Genomic DNA, 22,245 nt, shown 5'->3' with positions numbered 1-22,245 from the left:
CTGACGTTGCCCCAGCCATGACTATCGCCCGTACCGAAGACATCATTGCCGACATTCGCGCCGGCCGCATGGTCATCCTCGTTGACGAGGAAGATCGCGAAAATGAAGGCGACCTGGTCCTGGCGGCCGACTTCGTCACGCCGGAAGCCATCAACTTCATGGCCAAGTACGGGCGCGGCCTGATCTGCCTGACGCTGACCGCCGAACGCTGCCGCCAGTTGGAGCTGTATCCGATGGTGTCGCGCAACGGCACGGTGCACGGCACGAATTTCACGGTGTCGATCGAGGCCGCCGAGGGCGTGACCACCGGCATCTCCGCCGCCGACCGCTCGCGCACCGTGCAGGCTGCCGTGGCAAAAGACGCCAAGGCGAGCGATCTGGTGCAGCCCGGCCACATCTTCCCGCTGACGGCGCAGCCCGGCGGCGTGCTGATCCGCGCCGGCCATACCGAAGCCGGTTGCGACCTCGGCGCCCTGGCCGGCCTGACGCCGGCGGCCGTGATCTGCGAGATCATGAAGGACGACGGCACCATGGCGCGCCTGCCGGATCTGGTCGAGTTTGCGCGCGAGCACGATCTCAAGATCGGCACCATCGCCGACCTGATCCACTACCGCAGCCGCACCGAAAGCATCATCGAACGGGCGGGCGAGCGCACCATGCAGACGCCGTGGGGCAGCTTCCAGGGCGTGATCTACCGTGACAAGCCCACGGGCCGCGCCCACCTGGCGCTGGTCAAGGGCCAGCCGCGCCCGGACACGGAAACGCTGGTGCGCGTGCACGAGCCGCTGTCGGTACTCGACCTGCTGGAATCGGCCCGCACCACGCACTCGTGGAGCCTGCCGGCCGCGCTCGAGGTACTGCACGGCGCCGAGCAAGGCGTGATGGTGCTGCTGAACGTGGGCGATTCGCCCGAGCAGCTGTTTTCGCAGTTCGCCGCGCTGGACGCCCCGCAAGACCGTCCGCGCCGCAAGCCGGACCTGCGCACCTACGGCATGGGCGCCCAGATCCTGCGCGACCTCGGCGTGGGCAAGATGCGCGTGCTGGGCTCGCCCCAGAAGATGCCGAGCATGACCGGCTACGACCTCGAAGTGACCGGCTGCCAGCCGATGCACGGCGAAGCCAACTGCGACTAAAACCAACGAACATTCACGAACATCGATGGCAGCCAGCGCCCATCCGGCGCGGCCAGCCACCCTTCCCCGAACAATTGGAGAACTGACAATGGATCACGGCTTCTACCCCAGCAACCTCGAAGGTGAAGGCCTGCGCATCGGCATCGTGCAGGGTCGCTTCAACGAGCCCGTCTGCGACGAGCTGCGCGAGGCCTGCGTGGCCGAACTCGAAAAACTCGGCGTGGAAGGCGAAGACACGCTGGTCGTGACGGTGCCCGGCGCGCTGGAAATTCCGCTGGCGCTGCAGAAGATGGCCGAAAGCGGCCAGTTCGACGCGCTGATCGCGCTCGGCGCCGTGGTGCGCGGCGAGACCTACCACTTCGAGCTGGTCTCGAACGAGTCCGGCGCCGGCATCACGCGCGTGGGCCTGGATTTCAACGTGCCCATCGCCAACGGCATCCTGACCGTGGATACCGATGCGCAGGCACACGCCCGCACGCGCGAGAAGGGCCGCGACTGCGCCCGCGCCGCCGTGGAAATGGCCAACCTGGTGGTCGCGCTGGACTCCCTGCGCAGCGGCCAGAACGACGAAGACGAAGACGAGGAAGCATGATGAGTGACGCCACCGACACCGGCGACGCCGGCAAGCCGGGCGGCGCCAAGCCGGCCCGCACCGAGCCCAAGGCCCCGCCGAAGAGCGCGCGCCGCCGGTCGCGCGAGCTGGCGCTGCAGGGCCTCTACCAATGGCTGCTGAATCGTAACGATATTGGTGCGATTCAGGCCCACCTGCATGACGCACAAGGCTTCAACAAGGCCGACAGCGAGCACTTCGACGCCCTGCTCAATGGCGCCGTGCGCGAGGAAGCGCGCCTGACGGCCGCGTTCGAGCCGTTCCTGGACCGCCCCGTGGCCGAACTGTCGCCCGTGGAACGCGCCGCGCTGCTGGTTGGCAGCTTCGAGCTCGTGCATTGTCTGGACATTCCCTACAAGGTCGTCATCAACGAGGCCGTGGAGCTGACCAAGACCTTCGGCGGCGTGGAAGGCTACAAGTACGTCAACGGCGTGCTGGACAAGCTCGCCGCCCAGGTTCGCGCGCCGGAAGTTGCCGCGCGCCGCTAAGCCTGCCGTCACTGCTGGTTGACACTAGCCCAGAGCACCCGCCCCGGCGGGTGTTTTTGTTTCAGCGCGATATTTCCGCGCATCGCTTGATCCTTTGGGATCCGCGCCGCGCTGCCTACCCTTACCCTCAACCCTCCCGAGCCCTCCGCCCATCCTGACCGCCATGGACCACCAGCGCCTTGCCACTGCCTCCCGCCTCGCCAATATCGACGCCTTCCACGTCATGGAATTGGCCAAGCAGGCCGCCGAACTCGAACGGGCCGGGCGCCACATCATCCACATGGGGATTGGCGAGCCAGACTTCACTGCCGCCGCGCCGGTCGTGCATGCCGCCGAGGCGGCCATGCGCCGGGGCGTGACGCAATACACCGGGGCGCTGGGCATCCACGCGCTGCGCGAGGCCATCGCCGGCTACTACAAGACCGCCTACGGTATCGACATCCCCGAGCGCCGCGTGATCGTGACCGCTGGCGCCTCCGGCGCCCTGCTGCTGGCCTGCGCGGTGCTGGTGGAGATTGGCGCCGAGGTGCTGATGCCCGATCCGAGCTACCCCTGCAACCGCCATTTCGTGGCCGCCTTCGACGGCCGGGCGCGCATGGTGCCGAGCGGGCCGGCCGAGCGCTTCCAGCTCACCGCCGCCCAGGTGGCCGCCAACTGGGGGCCGGACACGCGCGGGGTGCTGCTGGCGTCGCCGAGCAATCCCACCGGTACGTCGATCCTGCCGGACGAGCTGCGCGGCATCCTCGCCGAAGTCCGCCGCCGCAACGGCTTCGCCATCCTCGACGAGATCTACCAGGGTCTGTCGTACGATGCCCCGCCGGTCTCCGCGCTGTCGCTGGACGACAACGTCATCACCGTCAACAGCTTCTCGAAGTATTTCAATATGACGGGATGGCGCCTGGGCTGGCTGGTGGTGCCGGACGAACTGGTGCCTGCCTTCGAGAAAGTGGCGCAGAACCTGTTCATCTGCGCGTCGGCGATCTCGCAGCACGCGGCGCTGGCCTGCTTCACGCCCGAGGCGCTGGCCATCTACGACGAGCGCAAGGCCGAATTCCGCCGCCGCCGTGATGCCATCGTGCCGGCGCTGGAGGCGCTGGGGCTGCGGGTGCCGGTAAAGCCGGACGGCGCCTTCTATGTCTACGCCGACTGCCGCCACGTGAACCACCCCCATGCGGGCGATGCCGACAAGCTGACGCAGGCCATCCTGCATGACGCCGGCGTGGTAATGGTGCCTGGCACGGACTTCGGCCCGCACACCGCGCGCGACTACATCCGCATCTCGTACGCAACGGCCATGGAGAACATCGAGGAAGCGATGCAGCGGCTCCATCATTTCCTGCGCTGATGCGCTAAGGGCCGGGTCGGCACCGCTATCTATATAGATAGCAGCGCAAATGAAAAGAGCACCCCGAGGGGTGCTCTTTTTCATGCCGTGCCCAGCTGGGCGGCGATCAGGCCGCCTGGGCCGTGGCCGTGGCCGCTTCCAGCTTCTCGGCCGTCGTCGGCTTGGCGTCGACCGGCTTCGCGTCGTTGGCGGGCAGGCCCAGCAACTGACGCAGGCGGGCGCGCTCGGCCAGCACCTTGGCGCCGTAGCCACCATCGGTGTTGGTCGTGGCGGCACCCACGTAGTACTTCAGGCCGCCTTCCAGCGAACCGGCACGGGCGATGCAATCCTTCAGCACCAGCGCGCCAATCTTGATGTTGGCGTACGGGTTCAGCGCGGCAGACACGCCGCCCACGGCTTCGTACTTGTCCTGGTGGACCTTGGTCATGACCTGCATCAGGCCCTGCGCGCCCACGCCACTTTCGGCGTACGGGTTGAAGCTGGACTCGATGGCGATCACGCCGAGGATCAGCAGCGGGTCGATGCCGACCTCGCGGCCAGTCATGTACGCGGCCTTCACCAGTTGGCCGGTGGCCTGCGCCGCCACGCGGTACTTGCGGGCGATGTAGTCCGCCACGGCGGCCTGCTCACGTGCGGAGCCGAGCGCCGTGGTGTTGCGGGCGTCCAGCGCCACGCGCTGCACCGGGATCTGCGCGGCCAGGTGCGCCACCGACGGGACCTTGCCCGCGGCCGACACGCTCCACTCGTCCACGCCGGATACCGTCGGCAGGCCGTTGGTGGCATGCGCCAGGCGCGCGGCGGCCACGTCCGCCGAGACCGGCGGCACGCCAGTGCTGGCATGGGCCGTCGTGGCCGGCAGGGCCGCGCCGAGCAGCACCGAGGGCGCTTCCTTGCCCGCCAGCGCGCCGGCGAGCGACGTCCGCCATTGCTGGCTGACGGTCAGGGTGACCGCTGCGGCCACGGAAAGCACGCCCAGACTGTTCAGGGTGTACTTCAAGGTTGTCCGGCTGCCGCGCAGCAAGGCGCGACCCGCCACCGGGTGGGCCAGGCGCATTTGCAGCGCACGGTTCACACCGGGAACCGGTTGTCTGAAGCGGACCTGCAACGCCCGCCCGACACCGGGAAGATGAAGGGTTTTCCAACCGCTCATACTTACCTCCATCCGCTGCCCGCGGCGCGCGTGCGAACTGCCACGCGTGCCCGATCTCAACGTACTCAAGTAAGGATGCTGCGCCACCTAGCAGGGGTGTCCAGCACCTGTTGGCGGGCGCTCCCCATGCGCCCAACGAGAAACAGGGTACGCTCTTGGGGAAACGCACCCTGCCACTAAAGACTCTTTACGCCCCGGCATCCCGCCGGAGGACCCCGCCGCGCACGCTTGCTACACGTACCGCGATCACGGTCTTAGGAGGTGTGGTCACGCTGGCCTTTTTAAAGAGTGCCTCTTGACAGAAGCCTCAAAGCCATGTTGCGGCGCAACACCCCACAGAGCAGACCGGATTGTAGGAACCCTTTTATAACCCGTCAAGCATAACGATTCAACATGTCACTACTTTTGGAAATATGTAACGACGTTATTTAAGCGGCGGCTACATCACCCGGAAGCTCGGAATCGTAGGACTGGCCTAGGGTTACCCTTCCTTTGAGGACCTGCCCAGGCCGCCAAAAATTTACATTTCTCGTACGCTTCCGACACGATTTTTTTGCACCGCCGAACGCTGATGTGTATCGTCACACACCTCGCCAGGGCACGCCATGGATTGGCGCAGCGCGGCAACCTTCACAGATTTCACTATGCAATACAAAGACTTGCGCGATTTCATCGGCCAACTGGAACAGCTTGGCGAGCTGAAACGGATCGCCACGCCGGTCTCGCCCAACCTCGAAATGACGGAGATTTGCGACCGCCTGCTGCGCGCGGAAGGTCCCGCCGTGCTCTTCGAGAAGCCGAGCGTGCAATCTCGGAACGATGCCGGCGCGGGCCATGACGCTATCTATAAGGTGCCAGTGCTCGCCAATCTGTTCGGCACGACACGCAGGGTGGCGATGGGCATGGGCGCCAACTCGCTCGAAGACCTGCGCGACATCGGCCGGGTGCTCTCCGCGCTCAAGGAACCTGAGCCGCCGCGCGGCCTGCGTGAGGCCGGCAAGCTATTCACGCTGGCCAAGTCAGTGTGGGACATGGCGCCCAAGCGCGTGAGCAGCCCGGCTTGCCAGGAGATCGTCTGGGAAGGCAACGACGTTGACCTGGGCCGCCTGCCGATCCAGACCTGCTGGCCCGGCGATGCCGCCCCGCTGATCACCTGGGGCCTGGTAGTCACCAAGGGCCCGCACAAGAAGCGCCAGAACCTGGGCATCTACCGCCAGCAGGTCATCAGCCGCAACCAGGTGATCATGCGCTGGCTGGCGCATCGCGGCGGCGCGCTGGACTTCCGCGAGCACGCGCTCGCCAACCCCGGCAAGCCCTTCCCGATCGCCGTCGCGCTGGGCGCGGACCCAGCCACCATCCTCGGCGCCGTGACCCCGGTGCCCGACACGCTCTCCGAATACCAGTTCGCCGGCCTGCTGCGCGGCAGCCGCACCGCGCTGGCCGGCTGCCTGACGCCGACCTTGTCCGAATTGTCCGTGCCGGCCTCGGCCGAGATCATCCTCGAAGGCCACATCCAGCCCGACCCGGCCCATCCGTCCGGCTACCAGCATGCACTGGAGGGCCCCTACGGCGACCACACCGGCTATTACAACGAGCAGGACTGGTTCCCGGTCTTCACGATCGACCGCATCACCATGCGGCGCGACCCCATCTACCACTCCACCTACACCGGCAAGCCGCCCGACGAGCCCGCCGTGCTGGGCGTGGCGCTGAACGAGGTCTTCGTGCCGCTGCTCCAGAAGCAGTTCCCGGAAATCACCGATTTCTACCTGCCGCCCGAGGGGTGCAGCTACCGCATGGCGCTGGTGCGGATGAAAAAGCAGTACGCCGGCCACGCCAAACGGGTGATGTTCGGCGTCTGGAGCTTCCTGCGCCAGTTCATGTATACGAAGTTCATCGTCGTGGTGGATGACGATGTGGACGTGCGCGACTGGAAGGAGGTCATCTGGGCGATCACCACCCGGGTGGACCCGAGCCGCGACACGGTGATGGTCGACAACACGCCCATCGACTACCTCGACTTCGCCTCGCCGGTCTCGGGCCTGGGCTCGAAGATGGGCATCGACGCCACCGACAAGTGGCCCGGCGAGACCACCCGCGAATGGGGCCGGACGATCTCGATGGACCCGGCCGTCAAGGCACGGGTGGACGCCATGTGGGGCACGCTGTTCGAATCGGGCGGCGCCGCCAGGTGACGCCGGAGACGGTTATGATGTGACCACGCATCGCGCCGCGCCGCTGCTGTCAACGCACCAGCGACAAACCAGCGGCGCACCCCAAACCCCCGCGCAGACGGGAAGAGGAGGAGACAGGCATGACCGTGGCATCCGGAAAGCTGATGTGGACGCCGTCCGCCAACTTTGCCGAGAGCAGCCAGCTGGCCGCTTTCATCACATGGCTGCGCCGCGAGCGCGGCCTCGCCTTCGATGACTACGACAGCCTCTGGCGCTGGTCGGTCACCGACATCGAGGCGTTCTGGGACGCCATCCGCGTCTACTTCGACCTCCACTTCGACACCCCCGCCCGGCGCGTGCTGGACCGCCGCACCATGCCCGGTGCGCGCTGGTTCGAAGGCGCCACGCTCAATTACGTCCAGCAGGTCTTCCGCCACGCCGGCACCGGGGAGGCACGCCAGCGCCCGGCCATCCGCCATGCCGGCGAGGCCCAGCCGCTGGCCGACGTGAGCTGGGATGCCCTGGAAGCCCAGGTCGCCTCCCTCGCCCATGCCCTGCGCGCGATGGGCGTGACGCCGGGTGACCGCGTGGCCGGCTACCTGCCCAACGTGCCGGCCACGATCGTCGCCTTCCTGGCCACGGCCAGCCTGGGCGCGGTCTGGTCCGGCTGCGCGCCGGACATGGGCCAGGTGGCCGTGATCGACCGCTTTCGGCAGATTGCGCCCAAGGTGCTGATTGCCGTCGACGGCTACCGCTACGGCGGCAAGACCTACGACCGCGCGCCGGTGATCGCCGATCTCGTCGCCGCCCTGCCCTCGCTGACCGACCTCGTGCTGATTCCGGCCATCGGCAGCGAAGTCGACGTAGCCGGCCCGGTCCGCCGCCACGACTGGGCGGAGGTGCTGGCGCATGACGAGCCGCTGCGCATCGAGCCGGTACCGTTCGACCATCCGCTCTGGATCGTCTACTCGTCCGGCACCACCGGCATGCCCAAGCCGATCGTCCATGGCCACGGCGGCATCGTCATCGAGCAGCTCAAGCTGCTGGCGTTCCACAACAACCTCGGCCCGGACGACGTCTTCCACTGGTACAGCAGCAGCGGCTGGATCATGTGGAACGCGCAGGTGGCCGGCCTGCTGCTCGGCACCACGGTGGCGCTCTACGACGGCAATCCCGCCTGGCCGGACGCCGGCGTGCTGTGGCGCTTTGTCGATGCCGCGCGCGTGACGATGTTCGGCGCCGGCGCCGCGTTCTTCACCCATTGCATGAAGGCCGGGCTGGAGCCCGCTGCCTTTGCCGACGTGTCCCGGCTGCGCGGGCTCGGCTCCACCGGATCGCCCCTGCCTGAGGAAGCGTACGCGTGGATCTATCGCCACGTACGCAGCGACATCTGGCTTGCGCCGATGTCCGGCGGCACCGACTTCGCCGGCTCGTTCGTGGCCGGCTGCCCGCTGCTGCCGGTGTACGCGGGCGAAATGCAGTGCCGCTGCCTGGGCGCCAAGGTGGAAGCCTTCGACGAACAGGGCCGGCCGATGATCGACGCGGTGGGCGAACTGGTCTGCACCGAGCCGATGCCGTCGATGCCGCTCTACCTCTGGGGCGACGCCGACGGCAAGCGCTACCGCGACAGCTACTTCGACACCTATCCGAACGCCTGGCGCCACGGCGACTGGATTCGCATCACGCCGCGCGGCGGTGCCATCATCTACGGGCGCTCGGACGCCACGATCAACCGGCATGGCATCCGCATGGGCACCAGCGAGCTGTATCGCGTGGTGGAAGAGCTTCCCGACGTGCTCGACAGCATGGTGGTCGATCTCGAATACCTGGGCCGCGAGTCGTACATGCCGCTCTTCGTCGTGCTGCGCGAGGGGAATGTGCTCGATGAGGCGCTACGCGACACGCTGCGGGCGCGGATTCGCGCCGGGCTGTCATCGCGCCATGTGCCGAATGACATCGTGCAGGTGCCCGGCGTGCCGCGCACGCTGTCCGGCAAGAAGATGGAGGTGCCGATCAAGAAGCTGCTGCTCGGCCATCCGCCGGAACAGATCGCCAACCGCGACGCAATGGCCAATCCGGACTGCCTGGACTGGTACTTTGCCTACGCGGCCACCTATCTGGCGAGGACGGCGGCCGCCTAGGGCCGGGAGAAGGATCGGAAAGGATCAGAATTCGACGTCGAGTTCGCTGATCTCGTCGGGCTCCTCGCGCGCGGCGCTGATCCACTCCTGCATCTCGGGCATGGCGAGGATGGCCTTGCAGTAGGCCACCGGCTCCGGGTCGAGCATCACGCCATAGGTGACGAAGCGCGTGACCACGGGCGCGTACATCGCGTCCGCCATGGTGCGGCGCTCGCCGAACAGGTACGGGCCGCCGTAGCGGGTCAGGCACTCGGTCCAGATCGTGACGATGCGGTCGATGTCGGCCTGGGCGCGCGACCAGACCTTAAGCCCGGGAAAATGTCCCTTGAGATTCATCGGCAAGGCGGCGCGCATCGCCGCGAAGCCGGAATGCATCTCGCCGCAGATAGCCCGGCAGTGGGCGCGCGCGACCAGGTCGTCGGGCAGCAGTCCCGCCTTGGGACGAATCTCATTGAGGTATTCGGCGATCGCCAGCGTGTCCCACACCGTCACGCCCTGATGGCGCAGGCAGGGCACGAGGATCGACGGCGACAGCAGCAGGATTTCGGCACGCGCCGCCGGATCTTCGGGCGACACCAGCACTTCCTCGAACTCCAGGCCCGCGAACCGGGCCAGCAACCAGCCGCGCAGCGACCAGGACGAATAGGTCTTGCTGCTGATGGTCAGCGTGGTCTTCGCCATCATGCCTCCTCGGCCCCCCGGGCCAGTGCGCGATGCATCGTTTGCAGTATCGGTGGCGGATGCCGCATCGCCAAGCACCCGTGCGGTGCGCGGCGCGGCACCAGTCCGAGGCCACATCACGCCACCGGAAGTGGCGCATGGCCTGTGGAAGCGCCCCTTGCCGCACTCCCTCTGCCCTGCTTGTCATGCCACTCGCCACGCGCAAGCGGCGTGCCAAGTTCAATTATCGGTGGCATATATATTGCGGCGCACTACGATTACATGAGGCGAGGCGCCATGCCGCGGAGGAAATCGAGCAATGCTCTATCAGGCCTACCAGACCTACGCGGACATGATGCAGCCGGCCTGCTCCCTGGCCGATATCGCCGCCACGCTGATCGCCGGCTATCCCGGCGCCGACGAATGCGAACCGTTGAGATCCGTCCGCGCCGCCTGCGAGGTGCTGGCGCTGGCCCGCCTGACCCACTACCGGCCGCCGTTCGCCATTCATAGCGTGCGCGTGAATGGCGACGAGGTATCGGTCGTCGAGGAAATCGTCACACGCACGCCGTTCTGCACCCTGCTGCGCTTCCGCCGCGAAGGCGCGCCCGCGCAGCCGCGCGTGCTGCTGGTGGCGCCGATGTCCGGCCACTTCGCCACGCTGCTGCGCGGCACGGTGGAAACCATGCTCCGCGACCATGACGTCTACATTACGGACTGGCACAACCCGCGCGACGTCCCGGTGCTGTACGGACGGTTTGGCTTCGATGAATACGTGCAGCACCTGATCACCTTCCTGCACGCGCTGGGCGGCCATACCCACCTGATGGCCGTGTGCCAGCCCACCGTGGCAGCGCTGGCGGCGGTGGCGCTGATGGCCGAGGACGGCGACCCGGCGCAGCCGCCGAGCCTGACGCTGATGGCTGGCCCGATCGACGCACGCGTGAATCCGACCAAGGTCAACGAGCTGGCCATGAGCCGGCCCATCGAGTGGTTCGAATCGACACTGATCGGCTACGTGCCGTGGCGCTTTCCGGGCGCCACGCGTCGCGTGTATCCGGGCTTCGTGCAGTTGATCGCGTTCATGAGCATGAACCGGGAGCGCCACGAGCAAGCCCTGCGCGACCTCTACGACCTGCGCGCACGCGGCGAGCACGACAAGGCCGATGCCATCCAGACCTTCTACGCCGAGTACTTCGCCACCATGGATCTCACCGCCGAGTTCTACCTCGAGACCGTGAGCCTCGTATTCCAGCGATTTCTGCTCGCGCAGGGCCTGCTCGACGTAGCCGGCCGCCGCGTGGCCACGCAGGCCATCCGCCGCACGGCGCTGCTCACCGTGGAGGGCGAGCGCGACGACATCTGCGCCATCGGCCAGACCATGGCGGCGCAGGACCTGTGTACGAACGTGCGCCCCTACATGCGCATGCATCACATCCAGACCGGTGTGGGGCACTACGGCGTGTTCAACGGCAGGCACTGGGAGGCGCAGGTATATCCGCTGGTGCGCGAAACGATCTACATGGCCGAATAGCGAGAATTACGGATGGCCGGTCGCGCGCGGTTCAGACCGGCACGTCGCGCCAGGATTCGGTACCGGACGACGCCCAGGGTGTGACAGCGGGCACGGGGCACGGCGCGGGCGCATCGATGGTCTTGAAATCGGCGGGGCCGACGATCTCCAGGTATTCCATGTCCGGCGAATAGTCGAACAGGTAGTGCGTAATGCCGGGCCGCTGGTGCACGCAGTCGCCGGCGGCGACCAGCGTCTCCTTGTCCTCGTACATGAAGCGCGCCCAGCCCTTGAGCATGAGCACGATGTGGAAATCCGCCACGTGCCGGTGCCAGCCGGTGCCCTGCTGCGGCGGCAGGTTGGCCTTCACCAGTTGCACGAGCACCTTGCCGTGCGTGGCATCGGCAATGCCGAGATCGCGGTAGAGGAAGAAATCTCTCAAACCCTGGTCGACAAAAGCCGTGTCGCGCGGCCGTACATGAGAAAAGTCTGTGGGGGATTGGGCCGGCGACAGCAGTGCGGTCGTCTGGCTCGGGGGGAGCTGTGACATGGTGACCTCCTGATCAGCGAAGCATGGCGGCAAGGCCCTCTTGCGCTGCAACATTCGCGCCGGGCGAGAATGGGGCGAATGTGGCGGGCAGGGATCCTGGCGCGCGGGTCCTGCGGTGGCCTGCACCGACGCTGATCGGCGATGCGCGCCGAAACGAGGCGGGCCGCCCCAAAGGCGTACCGAGCGGGAAGTTGCGATACCCTCGTGGTTTTCCGAATTTCTGCGGGAGGCAGGCGCATGACTTCGGTCATCATCGAACGGTTTCAAGGGCAGGAGCTGGCGCGCATCGGCGCGGGTGACAACTACCTGCTGCTGGCGCCGGCGCATGGCGGCCGACTGGTGCGATGGGTCCATCGCGGCCAGGACATCCTTTACTGGCCGGACGATGCCGACTGGTCCCGCGTGGCCAAGGTGCGCGGCGGCAACCCGCTGCTGTTCCCGTTTATCGGCCGGCATTTCGTCGACGGCGAACCGGGGAAATGGCGCGATGCCGACGGCCTGGTACGCGAGCTTCCCCAGCACGGCTTTGCCCGCGACATGGCGTTCGCGGTATCGGATTTCTCCGAGTCTGCGGTGAGCATGACGCTGGCTTCGTCCGATGCGACACCGGCGGGCTATCCGTTCGACTTCGTCTTCACGGTTAGCTACCGGCTCGTGCCCGAAGGGCTGGAGGCAGAACTGGAGGTCAGGAACACAGGCTCGGCGCCGCTGCCGTGGTACGCCGGCCATCATTTCTACTTCGCGCTGCCTCACGCGGAGCGGTCGGCAAGCCGACTGTCCCTGCCGCCGGCAGACCGCGTGCGGCAAACCCCGGACGGCGGCCTGACCGGCGCCGAACCGGGCGAGCGCACCTACCGACTGGATGACGCCCGGCTGCAGGACACCTTCCACGTCCTGCGCGGGCCGGGCACGTTGCGGCTGCAGATGCCCGCGCGAGAGATCGACTTCGTCCTCAATGTCCCGGGGCGTGCGCCATGGCACGCGATCACGACGTGGTCCGAGCGAGAAGATTCTGATTTCTACTGCGTGGAGCCGTGGCTGGGGCTGCCCAACGCGATCGGGAATGGAGAAGGACTGCGGTGGCTGGCACCGGGCAAGACGGAAGCGGCGGTCTGCCGGCTGGTGATCTGAGCCGCCGCGCGGCTATCGCAGCAGATGCTCGAAATCGAGCCCGCCGATCAACACCGCCGGATCGGCCTGGGTCCGCGTGTTCAGATCGAGCTGGCGGGCGTCCTGCCAGGCATCGAGCTTGGCCGGCAGCGCTTCCAGATAGGCGGCAAAGCGCGATTCGCCGCCCGCCTCGAACAGGCGCTCCACCTCGTAGCCATCCCAGGACAGCGTGATATCGAGCGGATGCGCATAGCGCCCGCCTCCGGTGCGGGCTGCGGCGGAGACCCGCAGGCAGGCGGGCAAATGCGGGCGGTCGGCGGGCCGCACCTCGGTCTGAAGCGTGCCGTGAGACAGCGCGTGAATGCGCGCGATAATGCGCGGCAGGAATTCGGCATTGAAGCGCTGGGCGGGGGCGAGGTGCACGGCGAAGCCAGGGACGTAGAAGTGGAGCTATTGTGCATCGGATTTGCGGCCGGTGGCGGCGGCGTCAGTAGCACGGCCGATAAAGTGCAGCCACAGTGATTGATTCCTCGTTCCGGCACTTCCGGCGTTTCGGCGGTGTCTTCACATCGCCCGGATTTGCCCGCGATTCTCGCCCCATCGACGTTGCACTCCGGGTCACCGTTTGGCTTTGCGGTATGCTCGCCGCTCAGGCTAGAACTTGCGTACTCTTTTTCCTCCATAGCAATGGAGGCAGTACAGGCTTTTCTGGACGGCGTGAGGGTCTAGATAGCAAAGCCAACGAACAGTTGCAGCAAAGGGGAGATGTACAGGATGGGCGTCATCGCCATGGCGGGAGCCGTTTTCTACTTTTGGAAATTTGTAAGCCAACGGGCAGCAGTCATGCTGATGGCATTTCTCGCCTTTGGCTTTCTAGCATACTGGAACAATGATAGTGGCAGGCGCTGCGACGGCAAGACCTGGTTCTGCGACCTGGTTCCCGACAGTGTCAAGGCAGTAGCGGTACCCCTCGAAAAACCCGAGCCTTGCCCTGAAGAAGAGCCAATCACCGCCCGAGTATTTCAAAGTGATGCCGCTAATGCTGAACTCCAACGCCTGATTCAGGCTGGCGTTTGTCAGCAGAATGCAATAGGCCGAATTGCGAGAGGCTGGCGGGCGCCATACGACTCAGAATACGAATCATTGATTCGCAAGTGACTTTTCTGACGGGCCTGATGAGCGGCGGTGGCATGCCATTTCCCCCTCACTCCGTTTCTGGAGTTGGGGTTCACAATTCCACTTCCCTGGGGTGTGAGGCAGACCAATTCTCTGCGGATACTTGGGCGGGAGGGAATCGTTGCAAGCGCGCTGATCGGCGCGCCCGCGCGAGGCAAGGTTGCCGGGCTGCCAAGCGCGGAGGCCAGGCCAAAAACGAAACCTGGCAAGGCGACCGCACATCTGTAGCAGGTTCGTATTTGCTTTGACATATAATCCGGGTTCAAGAAAAACGGAGTTACGGGATGGGTTTTTTCCGTCTACTACTCGCCATCGCTGTAGTTGTCGCGCATTCTTCGCCACTTTTCGGACTGGAATTTACCGGAGGCGTTGTTGCGGTCCAAGCGTTTTATATCGTCTCCGGTTTCTACATTTCGCTTATCCTGAATGAGAAATACGGGCCCGGATTGGCCGGCACAAAGCTTTTCTATTCAAATCGGTTCCTAAGAATCTATCCGATTTATTGGACAATCCTTGCGGCCTCGATCGCACTCTCGATCCTCGAACTGTCGCATCCCAACGTCCATACAATCGGAACCCTTCGTAATTTCACCCACTATTTCGATGACCTCGGTTTCGGCAGCAAGCTTTACTTGCTGATCACTAATATTTCGCTGATCGGAATGGACTGGGGTTTCTTCCTGAGACTCGATGGTCCGCAGATTGAGGCCACTACTAGTTTCCTGAGCTTTCACCCGCGAGCCTTCGAGCTTGCTTTCGTTCCACAGGCATGGACGCTTGGCATTGAGATCGCCGTCTACCTGATTGCGCCCTTCATTTTCAGGCGCAAACTTGCTGTCCTCGTTGCAATGGCGGCGGCGAGTACTGCTGCCAGGGCGTACGCCTTCAGCATTGGGCTCACAGAAGACCCCTGGAGCTATCGATTCCTGCCCTTTGAGCTAGGCCTCTTTATCCTCGGCGCCATTGCCTACCGCGCGTACAAGGAGGTCAGCTTCCTGAGCCGAAAATCGGTCGGGTGGCTGTGCCTAACTACCGTGCTGACCTTAACCGTCTACTATCCTCATCTTTCGACGGCGCCCTCAGTTATTCCGGGCTTCTATACTGGCCAGCTACTTTTTCTGCTCGCCGTGTTTATCAGCATTCCGGCGATGTTCCATCTATCGAAATCGAGCAGAGTGGACCGATGGATCGGAGAATTGTCTTACCCGGTATATTTGAGCCAAATGATGGTCATACCGTTGTTCAGTGGAGCTTTCGGACCAGGTAATATCTACCCCGTAATTGGCTCCCTTGCGATCTCAGGGCTGGTCGTTTTGGTCATTGATAGGCCAATCGAGAAATTCCGCCAGGCAAGGGTCAAAAATGCTGGGAGCGCAACCAAGGAGAGCCAACCAGGCCTGCGGAGACCTCAGCAGGTTCACAACTGACCCCGTTCGATCAGATGGGAGCCGCATTCGCCGCACGTCTGCAGATTGGGGCGGGCCACGTTGTGACCAACTTGCGATGGCGCCCGGCGCAATCTCCGAGCGCGCCAGAGAGCATGCGGTGACCATGCGGGGAGCCTTTTGATGCTGCACCGAGAACCGTGCTAGAATCCGGCCCCTGTAGCCATAGCGGGCGTCGTATAATGGCCATTACCTTAGCTTCCCAAGCTAAAGACGTGGGTTCGATTCCCATCGCCCGCTCCACCTCTGATTGAACAAGCCGCCTCTGGCACCGGTCGATCCCCCGATCGGCACTCCGCCCGGCGGCTTTTTGTTGCCATGCTCCCCCAAGACGCCAGTACCGAACCGAAGCCGGCAGACGACGCCGAGGCCGCGTCAGACGCCCCTCGCCAGCCCGGCGAAGACGTTGCGCATCCGCGCCGCATCCGCTCGTTCGTGCGGCGCGCCGGGCGCACCTCGACCGGGCAGCAGCGCGCCATCGACGACCTTGGCCCGCGCTTCATCGTGCCCTATGCGCCCACCCCGCTCGACTGGACGGCCACCTTCGGCCGCCCGGGCCCGGCCATCCTGGAGATCGGCTTTGGCATGGGCGAGACCACGGCGCATATCGCCCAACTACGTCCGCAGGACAACTTCCTGGGCTGCGAGGTGCACGAGCCCGGCGTTGGCGCCCTGCTGAAGCTGGCCGGTGAGCGTGGCATTGAGAATGTTCGCATCATGCAGCACGATGCCGTCGAGGTCATCGCGCACATGCTGACTGAGAATTGTCTCGATGGCGTGCATATCTTCTTCCCCGACCCCTGGCACAAAAAGAAGCACAACAAGCGCCGGCTGGTGCAGCCGCCGCTGGTCAAGCTCCTGGCTAGCCGCCTGAAGCCCGGTGGTTATCTCCACTGCGCTACGGACTGGGAGGAATATGCCTACCAGATGGTGGAAGTGCTGTCGGGCGAACCGGCGCTGGAAAATACCTCGCAGGCGGAGGGCGGTTTTGCCGAGCGGCCGGATTACCGGCCCGTGACAAAATTCGAGAAACGCGGCGTCCGGCTCGGACACGGCGTCTGGGACGTGGTGTTCCGCAAGCGTTGATCGCCGAGGTACCGGCAGAAACAGGAAAGGCGTGGCCGATAACAGCCACGCCTTTTTTTATCGCCTCACTCGGCGCGCTACCCTCAAGCGTGCCAGGACACCATCCCGGTCCACGCCGTGGCCAGCACGATAATCCCGAAGGCAATCCGGTACCACGCAAACGGCTTGAAATCGTGCGTGGCGACGAAGCGCAATAGCCAGCGCACGCACAGGAACGCCGACAGGAACGCGAAGACAAAGCCGATGCCGAAAATACCGAGGTCGTCGGCGGAGAGCAGCGCGCGCGCCTTGTACAGCTCGTAGACGGTCGCGCCGAAAATCACCGGAATGGCCAGGAAGAACGAGAATTCGGTCGCCACCTGACGCGACAGGCCAAACAGCATGCCGCCGATAATCGTGGCGCCGGAGCGGGACGTTCCCGGCACCAGCGCGCAGCATTGCGCCAGGCCAACCTTCAGCGCGTCGCGCCAGTTCAGGTCATCCACCGATTCGATGCGCGGCGCCCCGGCCTTGGCCGCCTCCAGCAAGGCATTGCCCTGCGGATGCGAAACCGTGCCCCGGCGCGCATCGCGCCATTCGGCGAGCAGAATCACCACGCCGCCGACGATAAACGCCATGGCCACGCTCATCGGATTGAACAGATGGGCCTTGATCCACTTGCCGAAGATAAAGGCCAGCACAATGGCCGGCACGCTGGCCACGATGACGTTAATGGCGAACCGCTGGGCTTTCGGATCGGACCCGAGACCACTGACCACCGCACCAATCCTGCGCCGGAATTCCCAGCACACCGCCAGAATCGCACCGAACTGAATCACGATCTCGAAGATCTTGCCCTTCTCGTCGTTGAAATCGAGTAACTGGCCGGCAAGGATCAGGTGGCCGGTACTGGAGATGGGCAGAAACTCGGTCAGTCCTTCGACGATGCCGAGGATCACGGCTTTCAGGGCGAGTGCGATATCCATGCGGATTCAGGAGAGGGTCAGGCGCGGTCCGGTCCGCGCGGTAACACGCGAACCCTCGGCATTATTATTGGAAAACCGTGTTTACGGACGATTGATCTTGACGTTGATGCCGTCCGGCAGGACCGTGATTGTACCGGGCTCCGCCGGCGCGCCAGCCAGCCGCAACTGCTCCGGCTTGAAGGTATACAGCGGATAGCCCTGCAACAGCTGCTCGGACAGGATACCGCCCAGCGCATTGAGTTGACGCGAGAACTGTGCCGGCATGCCCTGCACGTCGAACTGGCGCACCTCGGGGTCTTGCAGCACCAGCGAGTGCGAGGGCGGGTCGTAGCGCAGCGCGCTGTCCAGCGCGAAACGGCCAGTCAGCGGCTGGCGGAAGAAGAGCCGGTTGTCGATGGTGGCGTCGAACTGCACGGTCACGCGGTTGCGCGCGGGGTCGAGCGCCAACTGCGGGTTGGCGAGCTGGATATCGAACAACTCCATATAGCGCTTGTTGAACGGGAACTTGCGCTCGAGCGCCGACTGGAGCTGGCTTTGCGAGAACGTGTATTCGTTCATGAACCCACCGCAAGCCGCCAGCCATGCGGTGGCGGCGGCGGCCGTGGCGATGCCTGCGGCCGCCAGCCAGCGCCGGCGTGTCATCGCGATCATCGTAGAACCTCCAAAAGACGGGCTGCGGCCTGATGCCGATCAGGCCGCAACGGTGGATGGCGCGGTCAGCACCTCAAGCCGGGTCAGCCAGTGCAGCGCCGCGTCGCGGGAGTTGCCACACATCTCAGCCGAAGGACGCAGCCCGCCGCAGAACGCGGGCCGCCCGGGCTGGCCGAACACCGCGCAGCGCATGTCGGGTAGCAACTGGGCGCAGGGCTGCCCCGCCGGCTTGCCGTGCGGCATGCCCGGCAAAGGCGAGGTAATGGACGGCGCGATGCAGCAGGCGCCGCAACCATCGCGGCAGGAAAGTTCAGACTGGCAGGCCATGCTCAAGGTTCAGGCGCAAATGTCGTCATGCAAGACATCGGAAAAGGCACGCGAAAGGCGTCATTCTGCCTGAGAGGCCCCGTCGAACCTGCAACAAAGCGCAACCTGCGCCGGATGCGTCACAATGCGGAATGGCGCTGGCTTGACCGCTCAAGACCGCTCCTCTACATTACTGACCCACAAGTTATTTAATTTCGATGCGGTGCCACGCGGACGCGCGCCGGCCGCCTCGCGTTCCCTGCCCTGTGACCGAACTCTCGCCCAAGAAAGATCCCGACGCGCGCCGGTGGCACCGGCGCAAGGCCGCCCGTCCGCAGGAACTGGTGGCGGCCGCGCTGGAATTGTTCGTGGAGCGCGGCTACGCCGCGACCCGGCTCGAGGACGTTGCCGCCGCAGCAGGTGTCTCGAAAGGCACTGTTTACCTGTATTTCGCGAACAAGGAAGAGCTGTTCAAGACCGTCGTGCGCGAGAACATGGTGCCGGCGCTGGCCCGGGGGGGCGATCTGGTCGAGACCTACGAGGGGTCCACGCCCGAACTGTTGCGCGAGTTGCTGCTGGGCTGGTGGGGCCTGATCGGCGCCACGCGCGCCGCCGGGCTGACCAAGCTGATCATGGCTGAATCGGGCAATTTCCCGGACATCGCCCAGTTCTACCAGGACGAGGTGATGGGCCCCGGGGACGAGCTGTTCGCCCGTGTGCTGGCCCGTGGCGTGGCGCGCGGCGAGTTCCGCGAGACGCCGGCAAACCCCACCACCACGCTGATCTGCGCCCCGCTGGTCTTCCTGATGCTGTGGCAGCGCGCGTTCAGCCAGGTGGCGGTGCACGAGATCGATCCGGTGGCGTTCGTGGACCAGTTGATCCAGATGCTGCTGTTCGGCCTGACCACGGGCCCGGCCCGGGACACGCCGCTGCCGGCGAAGTCCGGCCCCTGGGTCTGGGAGCAGATCCGGGACGAAATGCTGGCCGCCCAGGCGGCCGAGCCGGCGGGCGGCGAGGACGGCTGAGCGCCGGCGCTGTGCCAACGCGCAACAACTGGCCCCGTGCAAGTCGTTGCCAATAATCTGTAAACATCCTGCGGCAGTCCGCAGGGGTAAAATGGCGGGCTCTCCGCAAGCACTGGAATTGGAAGGAAAAGGCAAGATGGATCTCGAAAAAGCCCGCTTCAACATGATCGAACAGCAAATTCGTCCGTGGGACGTGCTGGACCAGGAAATCCTGGACCTGCTGGCCGTGGTCAAGCGCGAGCAGTTCGTGCCGCAGGCATACGCCGCGCTGGCTTTCGTCGACATGGAGATCCCACTGCCGGCCGGTCAGAACATGCTGGCCCCGCGCGTGGAAGCCCGCCTGCTGCAGGACCTGAACGTGCGTAAGCATGAGAATGTTCTGGAAATCGGCGCCGGCTCCGGCTACATGGCCGCCCTGCTGGCCAACCGCGCCCGCCATGTGCTGACCGTGGAAATCGTGCCCGAACTGGCCGAACTGGCCCGCCAGAACCTGGCCGCCGCCGGCGTGAGCAACGCCGAAGTGGCCGACGGCAATGGCGCCGAGGGCTGGGCTGTCGCCGCACCGTACGATGTGATCTGCGTGTCGGGCTCGGTGCCGGAGATTCCGCAGTCGCTGCTGTCGCAGGTCAAGGTGGGCGGCCGCATCGCGGTCATCGTCGGCACCGCGCCGGTGATGGAAGCGCGCATCATCACCCGCACCTCGGAAGCCGGCTACCAGTCGGTGAACCTGTTCGAGACGCTGGTCAAGCCGCTGCAAGGCGCCGCCCAGCCGTCGCGCTTCCAGTTCTGAGCCGCCGGGAGCCACCATGCAGGTCATTACCGCCCCCGAACTCGCGCAATGGCTGGCTGACGCCGGCCGCGCCAAGCCGGTGCTGCTCGATGTGCGCGAGGATCTCGAGATCCGCACCGCCGCGATGCCCGGCATCACCCACATCCCGATGGGCCAGATTCCGGCCCGCCTCGGCGAACTCGACGACGAAGCGCAAATCGTCTGCATCTGCCACCACGGTGCGCGCAGCATGCAGGTAGCCAGCTTCCTCGAGCGCCAGGGCTACGCCAACGTCTACAACCTGACCGGCGGCATCCACGCGTGGTCCACGCAGGTGGACCCGTCCGTTCCGCAGTATTGAGGGAGGCGGTCCGGGCGTTTGTCCGGACCCCGCTGTCACGCCGCCCCTCGCAAATCGCTCGCCTCTGCAGTAGCACCCGTAGACCAACAAGAACGATGGCCGCGCGCCCGCTGGCCGAGCTGGAGATGTCATGAGTTTCGCGCTTCTCGCCGTGCCCGGTGCAGCCAGGAAACCCCTGGCGCTGGCCGTGTCCCTGCTGGCCCTGCTCCATGTTCCGGCCGCTGCAGGGGCGGACCTGCTCCAGGTCTACCGCGATGCGCAAGCCAATGACGCCCAGTTCGCGAGCGCCCGCTCACAACTGCTGGCCACGCGCGAGCGCCTGCCCCAGGCACGCGCCGGCCTGCTACCGCAGGTGCTCGGCACGGCGGGCGTGCAGCGCACCATGGCCGACTACAGCTCGCCCGTGGACGTCACGCGCTACTTCAATGCCAACACCTGGGCGCTGCAACTGACGCAGCCGCTGTTCCGCTGGGATCGCTGGGAGACGTACAAGCAGGGCGAACTGGCCACGCTGGCCGGTGAAGTCACGTTCCAGCAGGCGCAGCTCGACCTGATCACGCGGGCCTCCCAGGCGTATTTCGACGTGCTGGCCGCGCAGGACAACCTGTACCTGGCCGGCGCCCAGAAGAAGGCCATCGGCGAGCAACTCGAGCAGGCCAAACGCAATTTCGAGGTGGGCACGGCCACTATTACCGATGCCAACGACGCCCAGGCCCGGTACGACCTGGCCACGGCCACCGAGATTTCGGCCCGGAGCGCGCTCGAAGTAGCGCGCGCGTCATTGCAGCAGATCACCGGCAAACCGGTCGACGAACTGATGGGCTTGCGCCCCGAGGCCGCCATTCCGGGCCCGATGCCCGCCGACGTGAACGCCTGGGCCGCGCAGGCCGAGCAGACCAACCTCCAGGTGGGCGTGGCCGGCTACAACCTCGAGACCGCCCAGCGGGAATCGAACAAGGCCCGGGCCGGCCACCTGCCGTCCGTCGACCTCGTCGCGTCGTACGGCTATACCAACGCGCAAGGCACGGCCACCCAGCTCAGCAACGTCGGCAGCCGCTACAACTCGGGCGTGGTCGGCGTGCAGCTGAGCATTCCGATCTACGCTGGCGGGCAGATCCAGTCGCGCGTGCGCGAGACGCTGGCGCTGGCCGACAAGGCCGCCAGCGACCTCGAATTCGCGCGCCGCACGGCTGCGCAGACTGCGCGGCAGACGTACTCGGGGGTGTCCAACGGGCTGGCCCAGGTCAAGGCGCTGGAAGCGGCCGAACGCTCGGCGCAGAGCGCGGTGGAATCGAACCAGCTGGGCTACGAGGTGGGTGTGCGCATCAATATCGATGTGCTGAATGCCGAGGCGCAGCTGTTCTCGACCCGCCGCGACCTGGCCAAGGCCCGCTACGACACAATCATGAACGGGCTGCGCCTGAAGGCATCGACGGCGGTGCTGAGCGAGGAAGACGTCGTGCAGATCAATACGCTGCTGACGTCGGTGCCGGGGGCGATGTACAAGCTGCCGGAGAAGGCGCGGGTGGGGTCGGCGCCGGTTCCCGCTTCAATGCGTCGCGGCGGCCGGAACCCTTCCTGAAGATC

Annotated in this window: 22 protein-coding genes and 1 tRNA gene; 16 read left to right on the top strand and 7 right to left on the bottom strand. The window is 65.5% G+C overall.

Annotated elements, in window-relative coordinates:
* Nucleotides 1-17 precede the first annotated feature (17 nt).
* The 4 genes from ribBA (at nucleotide 18) to SB751_RS06310 (ending at nucleotide 3,576) form a co-directional block, all read left to right on the top strand.
* Entirely contained in the window at nucleotides 18-1,133 is a 1,116-nt protein-coding gene (gene ribBA / locus SB751_RS06325) for a bifunctional 3,4-dihydroxy-2-butanone-4-phosphate synthase/GTP cyclohydrolase II (protein ID WP_313818627.1), read from the top strand.
* Nucleotides 1,134-1,221: 88 nt separating this feature from the next.
* Entirely contained in the window at nucleotides 1,222-1,725 is a 504-nt protein-coding gene (ribH, locus tag SB751_RS06320; protein WP_144198028.1) for a 6,7-dimethyl-8-ribityllumazine synthase, read from the top strand.
* Nucleotides 1,725-2,231, top strand: a complete 507-nt coding sequence (gene nusB / locus SB751_RS06315; RefSeq protein WP_092290545.1) for a transcription antitermination factor NusB — start codon at nucleotides 1,725-1,727, stop codon at nucleotides 2,229-2,231. The genes ribH and nusB overlap by 1 nt, the downstream gene beginning before the upstream one ends.
* Before the next feature lie 163 nt (nucleotides 2,232-2,394).
* A complete protein-coding gene (locus SB751_RS06310; RefSeq protein WP_144198027.1) occupies nucleotides 2,395-3,576 on the top strand; it encodes a pyridoxal phosphate-dependent aminotransferase in 1,182 nt (393 codons plus the stop codon).
* Between the two features lie 106 nt (nucleotides 3,577-3,682).
* Here the strand turns inward: SB751_RS06310 and SB751_RS06305 are convergent, their stop codons facing one another.
* Nucleotides 3,683-4,726, bottom strand: a complete 1,044-nt coding sequence (locus SB751_RS06305; protein WP_250024716.1) for a lytic transglycosylase domain-containing protein — start codon at nucleotides 4,724-4,726, stop codon at nucleotides 3,683-3,685.
* Between the two features lie 644 nt (nucleotides 4,727-5,370).
* Here SB751_RS06305 and ubiD point away from each other — a divergent pair.
* Together ubiD and SB751_RS06295 are read left to right on the top strand one after the other, a co-directional pair.
* A complete protein-coding gene (ubiD, locus tag SB751_RS06300; protein ID WP_144198025.1) occupies nucleotides 5,371-6,921 on the top strand; it encodes a 4-hydroxy-3-polyprenylbenzoate decarboxylase in 1,551 nt (516 codons plus the stop codon).
* Between the two features lie 119 nt (nucleotides 6,922-7,040).
* Nucleotides 7,041-9,041 (top strand): acetoacetate--CoA ligase, encoded by a 2,001-nt coding sequence (locus tag SB751_RS06295; RefSeq protein ID WP_410747861.1) that lies wholly within the window; start codon nucleotides 7,041-7,043, stop codon nucleotides 9,039-9,041.
* A 24-nt stretch (nucleotides 9,042-9,065) separates the two neighbouring features.
* Here SB751_RS06295 and SB751_RS06290 read toward each other — a convergent pair whose 3' ends face one another.
* Nucleotides 9,066-9,722: a glutathione S-transferase family protein gene (locus SB751_RS06290; protein WP_144198129.1), complete on the bottom strand. Its 657-nt coding sequence runs from the start codon at nucleotides 9,720-9,722 to the stop codon at nucleotides 9,066-9,068.
* A gap of 298 nt (nucleotides 9,723-10,020) precedes the next feature.
* Between SB751_RS06290 and SB751_RS06285 the strand changes: the two genes are divergently transcribed.
* Complete coding sequence (locus SB751_RS06285) at nucleotides 10,021-11,235, top strand: polyhydroxyalkanoate depolymerase (RefSeq protein ID WP_211943225.1); 1,215 nt, start codon at nucleotides 10,021-10,023, stop codon at nucleotides 11,233-11,235.
* Between the two features lie 31 nt (nucleotides 11,236-11,266).
* Here SB751_RS06285 and SB751_RS06280 read toward each other — a convergent pair whose 3' ends face one another.
* Nucleotides 11,267-11,764, bottom strand: a complete 498-nt coding sequence (locus SB751_RS06280; RefSeq protein WP_144198022.1) for a cupin domain-containing protein — start codon at nucleotides 11,762-11,764, stop codon at nucleotides 11,267-11,269.
* A 237-nt stretch (nucleotides 11,765-12,001) separates the two neighbouring features.
* On the opposite strand from SB751_RS06280, the gene SB751_RS06275 reads away from it, so the two are divergent.
* The gene (locus tag SB751_RS06275; protein WP_410747860.1) at nucleotides 12,002-12,895 is read left to right on the top strand and encodes an aldose epimerase; all 894 of its coding nucleotides are present in this window, start codon (nucleotides 12,002-12,004) and stop codon (nucleotides 12,893-12,895) included.
* Nucleotides 12,896-12,907: 12 nt separating this feature from the next.
* Here SB751_RS06275 and SB751_RS06270 read toward each other — a convergent pair whose 3' ends face one another.
* Nucleotides 12,908-13,297 (bottom strand): DUF5594 family protein, encoded by a 390-nt coding sequence (locus tag SB751_RS06270; protein ID WP_144198020.1) that lies wholly within the window; start codon nucleotides 13,295-13,297, stop codon nucleotides 12,908-12,910.
* Nucleotides 13,298-13,648: 351 nt separating this feature from the next.
* Between SB751_RS06270 and SB751_RS06265 the strand changes: the two genes are divergently transcribed.
* From SB751_RS06265 to trmB, 4 genes are all read left to right on the top strand, one after another.
* Nucleotides 13,649-14,032 (top strand): hypothetical protein, encoded by a 384-nt coding sequence (locus tag SB751_RS06265; RefSeq protein ID WP_313818620.1) that lies wholly within the window; start codon nucleotides 13,649-13,651, stop codon nucleotides 14,030-14,032.
* A gap of 302 nt (nucleotides 14,033-14,334) precedes the next feature.
* Nucleotides 14,335-15,477 (top strand): acyltransferase family protein, encoded by a 1,143-nt coding sequence (locus SB751_RS06260; protein WP_410747859.1) that lies wholly within the window; start codon nucleotides 14,335-14,337, stop codon nucleotides 15,475-15,477.
* 186 nt (nucleotides 15,478-15,663) lie between these two features.
* Nucleotides 15,664-15,738: transfer RNA gene (locus SB751_RS06255), tRNA-Gly, on the top strand.
* A gap of 75 nt (nucleotides 15,739-15,813) precedes the next feature.
* Nucleotides 15,814-16,581, top strand: coding sequence for a tRNA (guanosine(46)-N7)-methyltransferase TrmB (gene trmB, locus SB751_RS06250; protein WP_144198019.1), 768 nt, complete (start codon nucleotides 15,814-15,816; stop codon nucleotides 16,579-16,581).
* Nucleotides 16,582-16,664: 83 nt separating this feature from the next.
* On the opposite strand, the gene SB751_RS06245 is transcribed toward trmB, so the two are convergent.
* From SB751_RS06245 to SB751_RS06235, 3 genes are all read right to left on the bottom strand, one after another.
* On the bottom strand, nucleotides 16,665-17,546 hold the full coding sequence (locus tag SB751_RS06245) for an undecaprenyl-diphosphate phosphatase (protein ID WP_250024722.1): 882 nt from the start codon (nucleotides 17,544-17,546) through the stop codon (nucleotides 16,665-16,667).
* A gap of 81 nt (nucleotides 17,547-17,627) precedes the next feature.
* Nucleotides 17,628-18,197 (bottom strand): DUF1439 domain-containing protein, encoded by a 570-nt coding sequence (locus SB751_RS06240; protein WP_144198017.1) that lies wholly within the window; start codon nucleotides 18,195-18,197, stop codon nucleotides 17,628-17,630.
* Between the two features lie 39 nt (nucleotides 18,198-18,236).
* Nucleotides 18,237-18,524, bottom strand: coding sequence for a YkgJ family cysteine cluster protein (locus SB751_RS06235; RefSeq protein ID WP_144198016.1), 288 nt, complete (start codon nucleotides 18,522-18,524; stop codon nucleotides 18,237-18,239).
* Between the two features lie 245 nt (nucleotides 18,525-18,769).
* Here SB751_RS06235 and SB751_RS06230 point away from each other — a divergent pair, with 245 nt between their 5' ends.
* The 4 genes from SB751_RS06230 to SB751_RS06215 all read left to right on the top strand — a co-directional run bounded on the left by SB751_RS06230 (nucleotide 18,770) and on the right by SB751_RS06215 (nucleotide 22,240).
* On the top strand, nucleotides 18,770-19,528 hold the full coding sequence (locus SB751_RS06230; RefSeq protein WP_244844715.1) for a TetR/AcrR family transcriptional regulator: 759 nt from the start codon (nucleotides 18,770-18,772) through the stop codon (nucleotides 19,526-19,528).
* 136 nt (nucleotides 19,529-19,664) lie between these two features.
* Nucleotides 19,665-20,318, top strand: coding sequence for a protein-L-isoaspartate O-methyltransferase family protein (locus tag SB751_RS06225; RefSeq protein ID WP_410747858.1), 654 nt, complete (start codon nucleotides 19,665-19,667; stop codon nucleotides 20,316-20,318).
* 16 nt (nucleotides 20,319-20,334) lie between these two features.
* Nucleotides 20,335-20,658, top strand: coding sequence for a rhodanese-like domain-containing protein (locus SB751_RS06220; RefSeq protein ID WP_092290575.1), 324 nt, complete (start codon nucleotides 20,335-20,337; stop codon nucleotides 20,656-20,658).
* Nucleotides 20,659-20,788: 130 nt separating this feature from the next.
* On the top strand, nucleotides 20,789-22,240 hold the full coding sequence (locus SB751_RS06215; RefSeq protein WP_313818617.1) for a TolC family outer membrane protein: 1,452 nt from the start codon (nucleotides 20,789-20,791) through the stop codon (nucleotides 22,238-22,240).
* Nucleotides 22,241-22,245: the final 5 nt, after the last annotated feature.

This window comes from Cupriavidus sp. SIMBA_020, from assembly GCF_046535395.1.
Lineage (GTDB): Bacteria > Pseudomonadota > Gammaproteobacteria > Burkholderiales > Burkholderiaceae > Cupriavidus > Cupriavidus campinensis.
This window is presented reverse-complemented; position numbering and strand designations above follow the sequence as displayed.